The sequence below is a fragment of the Aquimarina sp. AU119 genome, from assembly GCF_900312735.1.
GTDB classification, from domain to species: Bacteria; Bacteroidota; Bacteroidia; order Flavobacteriales; family Flavobacteriaceae; genus Aquimarina; species Aquimarina algiphila.
The window spans coordinates 381,930-394,422 of the sequence record NZ_OMPF01000016.1 but is presented as its reverse complement, the minus strand read 5'-3'; the positions used below and the strand labels follow the sequence as shown (position 1 = coordinate 394,422).

Sequence of the window (12,493 nt, the reverse complement as noted above, 5' to 3'; positions counted from 1 at the left end):
GCAGGGCAAAATGTTACCTTGCTTTTTGATTTTTCTGCGCATTGGTTGCTAACTTTTACTTTCTGCAAGCATTGCGCCTTACCAAAAATACTATAACCATTCGATTTATCACTTAGCTGCTATGATCACATATATGTCGTTGTGCGTTCGTTTTTTATTTTTCCACTGTTAACTTAATTTCTCCACATCCGATTCGGATTACTTTTCCATCCTCAAAAAACAACATTAAATCATCATTTTTTTTCGGTCTGACTTGAGGAATAATTCCATTGTTTATTTCTCGGAAATTGGCTGGGAAAAATGTAATTTCTCCAAGGCTTTCTGTATCTTCTTTCAAAGCTTCTGGATCTCCATTTTCGTAATATTCATAAGAGACATTTTTGAATTCAAAATTTAGGTTTTTAAACTCGTTACTTTTTATCCATTCGCCTTCTGTTTTTTTAAAATTAACTGAAATATTGTTTCCATTTTTAGAGAGTCCGATGTAGTCAAAATTATTATGAAGATCAATATGCGTTCCGTTAAATCGAACCGCATAGTTTTCTTCTATCTCAAAATTTGTTTCCATTCATTTTTATGTTTTAGAAATTACTAGAGGATAACTGATTTTAAGTATTTCTTCCACTTTCGGAGCAATTTCATCTAAATCTGGATTGTACTTATTCCAAAATGTATTTAAGTCTTGTTTTTCAAATCGATCTATTCCAATGGCAATTTTTTCACTTTGTATAGATTTTTTAATTATTTCTCTAGTTGAAAGAACCACTATTAATTTCACTTTAGCCGTTATAGCACCATCTGTTGAATTTAGTTTAATTCTATCATTTGTTGTTATTTCTCCAGATTTCACGAATCCGTGAAATACAGTACAAGTATTCCAAATAAAGAAACCTTCATCTGTAACAAATTCAAATTCATTCATAGAGTATATTTTAAATTAATTTTGGGGATGACGCACAACGTTTAGTATATGTTTAGTGGCTTGGCTGTAGCGTTGGCTTTTAGCGGCCATTGAACATATACAGTGTTGTATACAGTGTTTTATTTTTTTTCAATAACAGAGTCAATCCACTGGTTTGCGGTTGAAACTCTTGCTAAAGCCATTACGGCCCCATATTTTATTTGTCGATTTAGTGCCCCAGAAACTATTCCAACCAGATACGTTTCACCATTTTCTTCTATGAAAATTCCTCCTCCGCTATCTCCTTTTGAGCCTCCAATTTCTAATTCCAGTGGAATAGGTGAACCAAAGTGATTGGATTCAGCGTTATCAGGATTATCAAAGTCACAAACCATTACGTCTGTGCTGAACTTTCTATCCTCAAATGTCCCGCCAATAGCGTCTATAACGTTTTGACCTCCAAGTTTTTCTTGTTTTCTCGGGTTGTCCATTCCATCTTTTCCGTTACCTACATATCCATATCCAACTTTGGTTATGGTTTGTCCAAGTTCCTCGTTTCCATAATAGCGTTTAGCCGGGATAATATCCAAAACGGGTTTGTCCAGTTCTATTAATGCCATATCCCACCCATTCCATTGTGCTTCTTCAGAACCAGGTTTTAATTTGGGATGTTTAATTATTCGCTTGGTTTTATAAAAATTATCTCCAAACTTCCAGAAAGATGTGTCCTGTACAAAATGAGATGCAGTCAAAACCCATTTGGGCGAAATTAAAATTCCAACTGCATAATCATTGCTTTCTATGGATTCAGAATAGCGACCAACACAGTCATATTCTGGTTTATTTCCTAGTTCAATATATTTTTTAGTGTCTTTGTCGTGTCTTATAATTCCAAAGAGTTTTAAACTATCTTTTGGAAAAGTAAATGCGGTCAGTGTGAGAATGGGTATTAAAATCAAAAATTTTTTCATAGTTGGATTTAAAAGTGATTGATGAAATTATGACGATTAACTTTCTTGTTTGTTACATTTCTAGCATTGTATACAACGCCAAATATATGAATCGGAGCAAGGCAAGAAAGCCTGAACCAATCGATTTATCTGCGCATTTTTATTTCTTGTTAATTTATAAAAATTTAGTGCCACTGCAAAAAGGGAATGACCTTTCGATCTAGTACTAAACTTTTGCTCTGATTTCATATATAATGTTGTATGCAGTTTTTTAATGATGTAACGGTTCATTTTCCATTATGTGAAATCTCAGACTTGGTTTTCGTCCGTTGTAAAAGTCAGAGTAAATTGAGTCTGCATTTTTAATTCCACCAAAACTTTTGTCCAATTCTATTCTTTTCAGAGAATCAGCTGGTTTTTTATATTCGTAAGAGAGGAAAATCCATTTGTCCTTATCAAATTGCACGTTTTCAATTCGCTTTAATTCTGTATTTGAAACCTCAAAAATGATTTTGTGTTTTCCTTTAGTCAGTTTTTTATCCTCTATATATTGTAAATCAGGTGCTATATTTGAGTATTTAGCGTTTTGATCAAAAATTGTATCATTATCCACAATTAATCGCAAAGGAATTTCAGATTGGTCTTTACTTCCATTTGAGATATAAAAAATTCCATTAACTTTTGATTCGCAACCCAAAAGTGAAATTAACAATATAAACGGTAGTAGTTTTTTCATTTTTCAAATTGCATACTACAATTGAATATAGTTACCAAGGTAACTATATATCCTAAATATTAAAAATATAGTTACCATCAAAAAAGCAAAATAAGCTCATATCCTTACGATATACTCCCAGATCAACATGCATAATAGAAAGATGTGTTAGCCGCAGAAATCTATAACACAGTATCATTTGTGTTAGTATGGGGTTCCTAATACAAATATTACTTCTTTATAGACTCTTGTAATGACTCTCTTATACTTTTCTTATAAAAAATCTCAGTGTCGAAAAATGAAACTGGTATGCCTTATCCTTGTTTTTAAATTAATAATAACATTTTAAAATCAACAATGATGTCTAAAGACAATTTTGAACAAAAGCTCCCTGTATTTAATGCCATACCGGCTGATGAAGTAAAAACACCTAATATACCGGTAGATAACGTCCTGCAAGAAGCAGAAAACCTTTATGTGTGGGCTACTCATGATAAAAATGACCTGGTGAATAACTCGGGCTTAGCCTGGGATAGCTATGCAGAGGAGTTACCTGTTCGTGCTGGTGCATTACGTCATGCACAATCGGTATGGGTTAGTGAACGCTATGGGCAGGAAGAAGCCAATAAAACCTGGAAAGAAGAATCTCCAAAAGCTTATGACCTTAGAGATGATCTGCTAGACGATTTTAGATATGCGTTTAGAAAACGTACCGATTTGCTAGGTCGAGTACGTGAGATCGCCAATGGGAGTGGCAATGCCGATATGATACAAGATCTAAGTGATCTTAGTGTATTGGGAAAAAGTAATACCAAAGAACTTAACGAGGTAAAATTTAAACTTGCCAAACTAGATACAGCAGCAAATTTATCTAATACTATGGCAGAACTGCTGGCCAAGGCTAACGGAGCTATACTAGAAAACTCTTCTGCCAAATTGGTGCGTGATAAAGCCTTTACACATTTAAAAGAAGCAATAGACGAGGTGCGAGATGCGGGTAAATATGTGTTTAAAGATCAACCCGAGCGATTTAGAGGATATACCAGTAGGTATTATAAAAGGTAATCCCTTGATATCACTCGCCCCGGCAGTAGTTTACTGCTTCCCGGCATAGAGATGACCCCTCCCGGTGACTATCTCATGCCTCCCGGCAGTAGATTGATAGCTCCCGGCACTCTGGCTATACTTCCCGGCATGATGATGATGCGTCCCCGCTGCCGGGAAACTTGCTTTTGGTGCAGGGGTTTACTTTGCATATTCCGGTGAGTACTATATGGACTACAAGGGGGCTTAAGTATATCGCTGGCAAGCTTCTAATCGTCTCAGGAAGTATATCGACCTCGCTATTTTTTAGAAGCAATAAAAAGTTATCTCATCTTATACATTAGAAAATCGATTATATCACGAAGTGCTAATGTATGAGAAGGGTTGAATAATTTAAAATTATAATTACTTGCTTAATTTATGAAATAGGGTATTAGGGTGTTCTGAGGATGTAAAACCGGTGATATCTTTATTTTTATCCATTATAAAAGTAATTTCATGATCGGCTATATTTGTAAATGTAGTATTCTTTACATGAAAAATTGGATAGTTCATACCGTCGACTACAGCATAAAGTGATTTTTCTCTTGTATTCATTTTTAGTTCTACTGTAGTGTTGTTTAAGTATTTATATATTCCTGTGTAGGTTTCTAAATGTTTACTGTTTTTTATTTTTTCATATGGGTTGTCGTCTGATAGTATTAATCCTTCTCCAGGAGTCCATTTGTCATATTCCATATGATAGGCTATTTTTCTTGCTTCATTAAAACCTCTTAGTTTTGCTACCAGATGTAATGCTCCATCGATACCCGCAGAAATACCGGCAGTAGTGATTACTTTTCCGTTATCTACAAACCGTACATCTTTTCTAACATTGATTTCTGGGTATTCTTTTTCTAGTTTGTTTAATGCACTATGAAACGTAGTGGCCGTTTTACCATTTAAAACTCCTGATTTAGCTAGAGCAAAGGCTCCTGTACATACAGAGAAATGATACTGAGTTTTTTGTTGAGTCTTGATCCAATTAATTACTTCTGCATCATTAAAAGCCGTTGAGCTGTTCCCTCCAAAAAAAGCTAAAATATCAGCTTGAGGGGCATCCTTAATATCATAGTGGGGTAGTATCTTTAATATTCCTTGGGATACAATAGGGTCTTTGGTTTTAGAAACAGTAAATACTTCAAAATTGGCATAGGCAAATACTTCCATAGGTCCTGCAAAATCCAGTATTTCTATTCCTGGTTGTAGATAGAAAGCTATTTTTTTTCTTTTAGGGGTACTTTTTTTTAATTGTTCTTTTGAGATCAGTTTCATGTTACAGTGAGTACAAGTTCCTGGTTTTTTAAATTCTATAGTATCACAACTACTGGCACAAGGAGGACATACATAAATTTTATTTGGGTTCTGTACTGATGTTTGTGATAATACTGATATGCTGATAAAAAAGATGAATGATACGATTAACTTTGACATTGTTTTTTGATTAATTATTTATGCATATAAAGTTAAGCTTCTGCATACTCTTGTAGAAGGACAAGTATACGCAGTATTGGGACAGGTATTATAAAGAAGTAATACTTGTGGGTAAAGCGTTTTGATGTTTTTTTAGTAAAGACCTTAATTGATTGGTACTTTTTAATCCACAAAGATGAGCCACGTAGCTAACTTTATTTCCTTCTGCCAAAAGATGTATTGCTTTATCTACTCTTAGTTTTTCGTGGTAAGCTCCAATCGTTACTCCAGTAGTTTTTTTAAAAAGCCGAGTGAGATTGCGGCTGCTCATATGTATATCTTCTGCTAAATCTTCTAGTGTAAAAGAAGAATGTAAATGTTTGATCATATAGTCTTGCACATCATGAATGCGAGTATCCAAATGATTTCTATATTGTAAAAACACACTTAACTGAGGATCTGATTCTCCACGACGAAAATATAAAACCACCTCTTTGGCAATGTCTATGGCAAATTTTGGTCCGTATAGCTGTTCAAGGATATATAAGGAAAGATCAATACCAGAGCTTACTCCTGCACTAGAATATAAATTGTTATCGACTACAAAAAGTCGATTATTGATAAGTTCTACAGATGTAAACCTATTCTCGAATTCTGTTAAATATTTCCAATGTGTTGTACATGTATTACCGTCTAATATTCCGGATTCTGCAAGTAAAAATGTTCCGGTACAGACAGAACAAATATTAACGTCATTGTTATATTGCACTCTTAACCAATCAAAGAATGTTTCACTTTTTTGTATAAAAACAGGATCAGAGAGGAGTTGAAACTCTACTCCCGGGATAAAAATAAAGTCATTTTTTGTTAATGTAAATTGAGAAAAAGAAGAAAGTTTTGTGAAATATAACCCAGCGCTACTTTGAATTTCTTTTTGATTGTCTATAGAAACAAAATGAAGATCAATATCAGCACCATACTCTTTGGCTTCATAAAAAAGATGCGCCGGACCATTTATGTCCAGTAAATGTACTTTGGGCGGTATTACAAAAATGATATTTTTGATTCTCGGATTTTTAGTAAATATAAGATATCTTCAAAAAAGTGTTTAAAAATCTAAATATACACGCTCTTTAATATTTGTTTTTTTGTTTTACTCGCAGGGAAGTGCCTTAATTTCTGAAACGAATACTTCTTGAGTGACCAGAGGATTTAGATTAATAAAATTAGTTTCGGTATTATAATCGATAGAAATATCTCCATTACATATTTTTCCATTGTTGTCATTATCCCATTCGATATTTATATAATATGAGATATTTCTATTTGATGTATTAAGGTCTATCATAGACTCTGGATTAGGAGGGATGGTAAGGGTTATAGTTACCGGTAGTTGATTAGACTCAAAGTTTTGAGTACTGATCAGTGTAGCCGCAACATCTGCATAACTATTATCAAAGCCATAGACCAAAATGGTAAATTTTGGATTAGTAATGCCTATTGATGCTGCACTTTTTAACTCTAGTCTTATTGCACTATTGCCACCATCATCATCAGAATTACATGATGTACATATTAATGCTGTTAACAATATTCGAAGTAAAATTTTCATAACATAACAATTCGTGATGTGTAACCTGATTGTGCATTTTGGACATTGCCATCTAAAATGCACATTGGTTTATATACCATAGATGTGTGATCATATGAAAGGTTGCGGCTTATTTTTATAATGAAACTGTTTCTGTTTCTTCGACCATTTTATTTCTTAACTCAATAATTTCTAATAATGTTTTAATTTCTTTTTTAATACTTTTTCTAATAAAACTAATAAAGATAATAGCTCCGATAATATAGGAAACATCTATGAGAATCATTTTCCAGGTACTGAAATACAGACTAAACTCTGGAGTAATCATATAAAAGCCTATAGTGTATAACGCAAGAATAATAATGGTCACAGGGCCATGAATTTGTTTTCTAAATTTATAAAAAGCAATAGTGTTATTTGTTGTTTTTAATACGTTATCTATGATATCAATTTTCTTTGATTTTGATACACTAATACACTCTATAACAATCCTGGTTAGTAACCCTCCTATCATTAGTACGACTCCGATTCGACTTAAGATTTCTTGCACAGGAGCAAGGAAGTAGAAAAATGCAGCAATACCAATTAAAGTAACAGATAATACTGCGATGTTGCCATAATGAAACTGTACACTAGAATTTTTCTTTGTAGTGATAGCGGCTAAAGTTTCATTAATTATTTCAGTATTATTTTCAATATCTTTTTTTCCTTTTTGCCATTTGTTTTGTAATTCATCAAATTCATTTTCCATGGTCTAATATTTTTTTAAGTCTTTTTTTTATTCTGTGAATTTTTACCCTAACATTAGTGGGTTTGATACCCAAAATATTGGATATTTCATCATAATTCTGCCCTTCTAATACCATCATGATCATCAATCTATCAAGTTCTTCTAATTGTCCGATGGCTTTATATAATCCTTGTTCCTGATCAGGTTCTGGATTTTGAGATTCATCTACTAATGCATGTTCTATTTTATCTATAGATAATCGTTTCTTCTTTTTTTCTTTTCTAATGTATTGAAGGCATGTGTTTACAGTGATTCGATATACCCAGGTTTTATGGGTGGATTGTCCTTTGAAGTTAAGGAGCGCATTCCAGATATTAATAAATACTTCTTGCGAAAGATCATTAGCCAGATCAATATCTCCTTTCATAAAACCCAGGCACATCTGTCTTACCATAGGATAACATTCTCGATATACAGTTTCGAAAAGCTGTTGATTCTTTTTACTCATTTGTTAAGAATGCATTTACTTGTGCATAAAACCACTCTGGTTGATCAAACATGATGAAATGTTTACTATCTGATGCCATTTCTATCGTTTTGTTTGCTAAAGTAGCATATTGTTTTTCATAATTGGATTTTGCAATTTCTACAGTAGGGAATGATGCGCCTAAAATTAGAGTCTTTGCAGTCACTTTATCTAATACTTTTCTTAAATCTAATTTTAATAAATCGGTATATCCATATACATAGGTTTTACGATCTGCCTCCATAATCCAATGGATCAAAGTATCTACTTTTTCTTTTTTATTCGTCATATTTTGAGCCATCATAGTCGCAGTTTGTTTAAATTGTGCTTCTTCCATAGCAAGCATCTGCTTATTATAAGGACTTTCGTATTGTATATTACTTTCTGGGACTCCTGGCATCATAAGCTCACGCATACAGGGTATTGCATCTACGATAATCATACGAGTTATAGTATCAGGTAATGCTGCAGCAAGATCGGTAGCTAGATTTCCTCCCATACTATGTCCGATTATTTTGACATTAGTTAGGTTTTTAGTTTTGATATAGGTTATCAATTCTTTTTTTATGGTGTCATACCAAGGCATTGGGATAGGTTGATTACCATTAAAACCTGCATAAGAAATAAGATGAGCCTCATTTTTTGAAGTTAAATGATCAACAGTCTCCTCCCAAATAGATCCGGGAGTTGTAAACCCAGGTAAAAATAATACCGGAGTTCCTTTTCCTACAACTTTAACTTTAAAAGCTGATGTTTGACCAAATCCCAAACTAACGATTGCTAATAATACAATGGTGATTTTTAATGTTTTCATGTTTTTTATTGTTTTTAAGATTTATTTTTCCCTTTGATGCAGAACACAATGAATTGTTACACGCAAGAGTGAAAAAAAATAGAAAACATGTCGGTAAGAGGTGAAAGCCTGTGTTTACAAAGGAAAAGGAGAAGAAGAATTTATGAAGTAATAAATATTTTCCTTGTTGAGGTAAATAATACTAAGAATAAAAGTTATTTCTTTTTACGTATATCAATGGTATAGAGCCAATGTATACTTACCCAAAGTTTATGTTTGGTATCAGAATTAAAGAAATTACTAATTCGATAGTCTAAACCAAATTCAGTCTTACTTCTTCTATTGAACTCGTATCCCAGAAAAGGCAGAAGTCTGATTTCTAAATCTGTTTCATTTTGTTGATATGATCCAAGATATTCGTTACTAAACTTAAGATAGAATTCTTTGGAGTCAATTTGTTCTCCTGATAACGGTTTTTCATAGGTTACTCTATATCTCAAACGAAATTCTGGAGCTTCATTACTCGTAAAAGTTTGATCTGTTGCCAAGCGATGACCAATTCGGCCTACATGAAGTAGTTGAACATAATTGTACTGTTGAATTGTGCGATGAATAATCTCATCATCCTTTATTCTAAATAAATATCCACCATTAAGCACTCCATGAGCTCCAATTTTTGTAGAAATCAGAGAAGTTAAATCAGTAAGAATATAAGAATATTGAAATGAATTTTCTTCTGTATCATCGATGAATACTTGTCGTGATTCTATGGCATTAATTAATTTTGTACGATTAGAAAGTTTTGAAGATAATGTGAATTTGGGAAGTATACCACTTGAGAATTCACTTTGAGCGAGTATATCATGTGTTAGTAAATTGATACACAAAACTAGAAATAGAATTTTTATGGTGGTGTTATGCATGACTAAAACTGTATATTATCAGAATTACGCTGTACGATCTCAAGAAATTTTATAATAGTTCCCTTTGGATCAATTAAGACTTCATACAAATGATAATTTTTTTCTCTTTTACCTTTTATGACAATCTCATAAAGGGTGGTATAAGAATCTTTTGATGCTTTTTCCTGCATCAAACTTAATAATGTTTGTCGATCTGCTTTCCATTGTATTTGTGTTTTTACAATAGTATATTTGGTAAAAACAGAATCTAATGAATGAGTAATGTTTGTTTTTATTTCTTTAGGAAGTGTTTTAAAATGTATTGTTTTCTCAATATCGATAGGGTTTCCTAGAGTGTCAAACTCAATACTAAAACGTGCTCTGTTTTTTTTGGTTTTGGCTTCTATTGTTTTTCCATCTTGACTCTCTTCAACATACCATCTTATAGTGTTTTTGAAAAAACAACTATCTATAAATGATAATGCTTTTGGAGGTACAATATCTGGTTGGATTCGATATTCTCGTTCATACTTTGTCTGAGCTGTAGCAAATACAGTAAAAAACATTCCGAAAGCAACTATTATTTTTTTCATCAAAAAATGTTTTGAAACATAAATCAATGCTTAGAAGAATCATTAAATTGCCATAATACATTTACGATTTTCCAGGCTCCATTAATTTTTATGATGTGCATATAATCAACCCATTCATCTGCAATAAGTTTTACAGAAGCAGTTTTGTCAAAAATGTCTAGTATAATCACTTCTTTTTTAGGATTATCAGGGAACTTATCTCCATTACGATTATAAGACTCAGAAAGGAGTACCATAAAATCTGTAAAAGTCTCACGCAAATACTCTTTGTTTGTGGTTTTGTTTTTCCAAAATGTTCTTTTTACCATTCTTGGATGAGCAGCGCGTTCAAATTGCTCAGGTTTTACGTGATGTTGCGCTTCAATATAATCCAGAGCTACTTGTTTAATTGCCAAAGAGTCTTGTTTGGTTTGGCCATAGGTTTTAATGGTAATACATGAGATTATTAAAATGAGTAAAAGAGAATATGATTTCATGTGAATGCAATTATTAATAGTAAGAATATTATATTTTTAGGTTACCAATATTCGAATATTTTGGAGATTTTACCACTTTTAAATTCGAATAAAGCCATTTGAGCATCTCCTTCTTTTGTCCCAGTGTCAGTCTTATTAATAAACTTCTTTTCTGTAACAATAGCATCGAGTCCCGTAATCATATTGATTACTTTGATATCTATTACGCTTCCATCATAACCTCCCTTTTTTTGATTACGTACGTATCCATCATATAATTCTTGTCTGGTATATGTGCCTCCATATTTTGGATGTATATAGACAAAATCATCTGTAAATAATTCAAAAACTTCATCAATATCTTTTATGGTAGAGTTGGCTTTAAAGATTTTAATATTTATAGTATAGTAATCATTTACTAACTTAACAAGAACATCTTTTGGAGTTGGTTCATGCTCTTCTTGTGCATTGATATCATGAATAGCAATAGTACATAAAAAGAATGCGAAAATAACGCTACATAGATACTTCATTGAATTGACTGATTGTTTTTCAGTTCTAAAAATATAAGATATATGATAATTAAATAAGAAAGTTTTCTTAAATCTTAAAGATCAGTAAACTCACTTGAATTAAATGAATGAAGTTATCGTTTTAGTTTTTTTTGAATTTCTCTTTAGTTTTGCAGCGAAGTAAAATATTCTTTTGGTGAGGTTCCCATTAATTTTTTAAACGATTTATTAAAGGTCGTTTTAGAATTGAAACCTGCTTCTTGTGCAATCCCGAAAAAAGTAAGATTTTGGTTTTTTTCAGATTTTGCCAATTCTACAAATTCCTTAATACGATAATAATTGATATATTCGAAGAAATTCATACCAACATTTTCATTGAGTAATCGAGCAATTTCGGGACTACTCACTCCAAGCATTTCTGCAAGCTCAGCCTTTAATAATTTTCTATTGAGATAAGGTTTTTTCTCAATCATTAATGTATCTAATTGGGCTTTTAGTACATCAAGATCCTTTTTTGATAATTTTGATTGTGTATATTTTTTATGGATTGAAGGAGGGATAATTTTAAATAAATCGGGAGAAATCATACCATAATAAGCAATAAAGAGAATGATTAAAGCAATACTTAACCAGATAGTTTCTCTTGCCGTTCTTTCTATCATTTCAAATCCAAAAATACTAATGAAGTATACAATAACCCAGCATAGTAGACAAATACCGATTGCAATAAGAAAATTTAGAAAAAACTGTGTTTTTACGGTATAGCTTAACTCATCTCGAAGTTCTTTTTTAAATACAAAAAACAGATGCAGACTCATGGCCCAATATGTAATGTTGAATAGTAATCCTATGCCTATAAAAATGGTTATGGTACGAAATAATTCTCCGCTTTTTACTCTTAATCCCATTTCTTGATCTGTAGGAAGCATAAACATGAAAATCACAAAAATAATGTAGAAAACTCCTGGGATGTAATGTAACAGATTCTGATAAGAAAAACGTTTTTTTAATAAAGAAGATCTGGTAAACAAGTAAATTGTGGATCCAAATAAAAGTGTAGCAAATTCTGAAAAGGCAATAAATCTAAAATTCTTACCAAAAACTTCTGATATATAGATAACCCGTCCCGATAAACCTATCATAAGCACTACTACCAAAAAAGCGACATAACCGTTAATGTTTTTTCTGTTTTTTGGTGAAAAAAGATAAATAAAGAGTAAGAAGATACTCTGAAAATATCCAAAATACACAAGTTGATTTAGAAGTGTTTGCATAGGTGTTGGGTTAAGTAGGTGGTTTTTAATACCACCTACTTTTTTATATCGCTAA

The 12,493-nt window shown here is 32.2% G+C and carries 16 protein-coding genes; 1 reads left to right on the top strand and 15 read right to left on the bottom strand.

The genetic code is table 11. The features are described from left to right. Positions 1–154: 154 nt before the first annotated feature. From DK442_RS16475 to DK442_RS16460, 4 genes are all read right to left on the bottom strand, one after another. Positions 155–568, bottom strand: coding sequence for a hypothetical protein (locus DK442_RS16475; protein WP_109436989.1), 414 nt, complete (start codon positions 566–568; stop codon positions 155–157). A gap of 6 nt (positions 569–574) precedes the next feature. After that, the gene (locus DK442_RS16470) at positions 575–922 is read right to left on the bottom strand and encodes a hypothetical protein (RefSeq protein WP_109436988.1); all 348 of its coding nucleotides are present in this window, start codon (positions 920–922) and stop codon (positions 575–577) included. 119 nt (positions 923–1,041) lie between these two features. Then, the gene (locus DK442_RS16465) at positions 1,042–1,872 is read right to left on the bottom strand and encodes a trypsin-like serine protease (protein WP_109436987.1); all 831 of its coding nucleotides are present in this window, start codon (positions 1,870–1,872) and stop codon (positions 1,042–1,044) included. Positions 1,873–2,122: 250 nt separating this feature from the next. Then, positions 2,123–2,587, bottom strand: a complete 465-nt coding sequence (locus DK442_RS16460; RefSeq protein ID WP_109436986.1) for a hypothetical protein — start codon at positions 2,585–2,587, stop codon at positions 2,123–2,125. A 339-nt stretch (positions 2,588–2,926) separates the two neighbouring features. Here DK442_RS16460 and DK442_RS16455 point away from each other — a divergent pair, with 339 nt between their 5' ends. After that, entirely contained in the window at positions 2,927–3,631 is a 705-nt protein-coding gene (locus DK442_RS16455; protein WP_160114220.1) for a hypothetical protein, read from the top strand. Between the two features lie 384 nt (positions 3,632–4,015). Here the strand turns inward: DK442_RS16455 and DK442_RS16450 are convergent, their stop codons facing one another. The 11 genes from DK442_RS16450 to DK442_RS16400 form a co-directional block, all read right to left on the bottom strand. Then, the gene (locus DK442_RS16450) at positions 4,016–5,083 is read right to left on the bottom strand and encodes a DJ-1/PfpI family protein (protein WP_109436984.1); all 1,068 of its coding nucleotides are present in this window, start codon (positions 5,081–5,083) and stop codon (positions 4,016–4,018) included. Positions 5,084–5,171: 88 nt separating this feature from the next. Then, positions 5,172–6,116, bottom strand: a complete 945-nt coding sequence (locus tag DK442_RS16445) for a GlxA family transcriptional regulator (protein WP_255412241.1) — start codon at positions 6,114–6,116, stop codon at positions 5,172–5,174. Positions 6,117–6,215: 99 nt separating this feature from the next. Further along, a complete protein-coding gene (locus DK442_RS16440) occupies positions 6,216–6,674 on the bottom strand; it encodes a hypothetical protein (RefSeq protein WP_109436982.1) in 459 nt (152 codons plus the stop codon). Between the two features lie 115 nt (positions 6,675–6,789). After that, entirely contained in the window at positions 6,790–7,404 is a 615-nt protein-coding gene (locus DK442_RS16435) for a hypothetical protein (protein ID WP_109436981.1), read from the bottom strand. Then, entirely contained in the window at positions 7,394–7,891 is a 498-nt protein-coding gene (locus DK442_RS16430) for an RNA polymerase sigma factor (protein WP_109436980.1), read from the bottom strand. The genes DK442_RS16435 and DK442_RS16430 overlap by 11 nt, the downstream gene beginning before the upstream one ends. Beyond that, a complete protein-coding gene (locus tag DK442_RS16425; protein ID WP_109436979.1) occupies positions 7,884–8,723 on the bottom strand; it encodes an alpha/beta fold hydrolase in 840 nt (279 codons plus the stop codon). The genes DK442_RS16430 and DK442_RS16425 overlap by 8 nt, the downstream gene beginning before the upstream one ends. Before the next feature lie 194 nt (positions 8,724–8,917). Continuing rightward, entirely contained in the window at positions 8,918–9,625 is a 708-nt protein-coding gene (locus DK442_RS16420) for a DUF2490 domain-containing protein (RefSeq protein ID WP_109436978.1), read from the bottom strand. 2 nt (positions 9,626–9,627) lie between these two features. Continuing rightward, positions 9,628–10,197, bottom strand: coding sequence for a hypothetical protein (locus DK442_RS16415; protein WP_109436977.1), 570 nt, complete (start codon positions 10,195–10,197; stop codon positions 9,628–9,630). Between the two features lie 23 nt (positions 10,198–10,220). After that, a complete protein-coding gene (locus DK442_RS16410) occupies positions 10,221–10,673 on the bottom strand; it encodes a nuclear transport factor 2 family protein (protein ID WP_109436976.1) in 453 nt (150 codons plus the stop codon). Positions 10,674–10,714: 41 nt separating this feature from the next. After that, positions 10,715–11,185 (bottom strand): nuclear transport factor 2 family protein, encoded by a 471-nt coding sequence (locus DK442_RS16405; protein WP_109436975.1) that lies wholly within the window; start codon positions 11,183–11,185, stop codon positions 10,715–10,717. 143 nt (positions 11,186–11,328) lie between these two features. Continuing rightward, on the bottom strand, positions 11,329–12,438 hold the full coding sequence (locus tag DK442_RS16400) for a helix-turn-helix domain-containing protein (protein ID WP_109436974.1): 1,110 nt from the start codon (positions 12,436–12,438) through the stop codon (positions 11,329–11,331). Positions 12,439–12,493: the final 55 nt, after the last annotated feature.

Coding starts and splice junctions, on each gene's coding strand:
- DK442_RS16475 (WP_109436989.1), bottom strand. CDS start 568: ATGGAAACAAATTTTGAGATAGAAGAAAACTATGCGGTTCGATTTAAC.
- DK442_RS16470 (WP_109436988.1), bottom strand. CDS start 922: ATGAATGAATTTGAATTTGTTACAGATGAAGGTTTCTTTATTTGGAAT.
- DK442_RS16465 (WP_109436987.1), bottom strand. CDS start 1,872: ATGAAAAAATTTTTGATTTTAATACCCATTCTCACACTGACCGCATTT.
- DK442_RS16460 (WP_109436986.1), bottom strand. CDS start 2,587: ATGAAAAAACTACTACCGTTTATATTGTTAATTTCACTTTTGGGTTGC.
- DK442_RS16455 (WP_160114220.1), top strand. CDS start 2,927: ATGTCTAAAGACAATTTTGAACAAAAGCTCCCTGTATTTAATGCCATA.
- DK442_RS16450 (WP_109436984.1), bottom strand. CDS start 5,083: ATGTCAAAGTTAATCGTATCATTCATCTTTTTTATCAGCATATCAGTA.
- DK442_RS16440 (WP_109436982.1), bottom strand. CDS start 6,674: ATGAAAATTTTACTTCGAATATTGTTAACAGCATTAATATGTACATCA.
- DK442_RS16435 (WP_109436981.1), bottom strand. CDS start 7,404: ATGGAAAATGAATTTGATGAATTACAAAACAAATGGCAAAAAGGAAAA.
- DK442_RS16430 (WP_109436980.1), bottom strand. CDS start 7,891: ATGAGTAAAAAGAATCAACAGCTTTTCGAAACTGTATATCGAGAATGT.
- DK442_RS16425 (WP_109436979.1), bottom strand. CDS start 8,723: ATGAAAACATTAAAAATCACCATTGTATTATTAGCAATCGTTAGTTTG.
- DK442_RS16420 (WP_109436978.1), bottom strand. CDS start 9,625: ATGCATAACACCACCATAAAAATTCTATTTCTAGTTTTGTGTATCAAT.
- DK442_RS16415 (WP_109436977.1), bottom strand. CDS start 10,197: ATGAAAAAAATAATAGTTGCTTTCGGAATGTTTTTTACTGTATTTGCT.
- DK442_RS16410 (WP_109436976.1), bottom strand. CDS start 10,673: ATGAAATCATATTCTCTTTTACTCATTTTAATAATCTCATGTATTACC.
- DK442_RS16405 (WP_109436975.1), bottom strand. CDS start 11,185: ATGAAGTATCTATGTAGCGTTATTTTCGCATTCTTTTTATGTACTATT.
- DK442_RS16400 (WP_109436974.1), bottom strand. CDS start 12,438: ATGCAAACACTTCTAAATCAACTTGTGTATTTTGGATATTTTCAGAGT.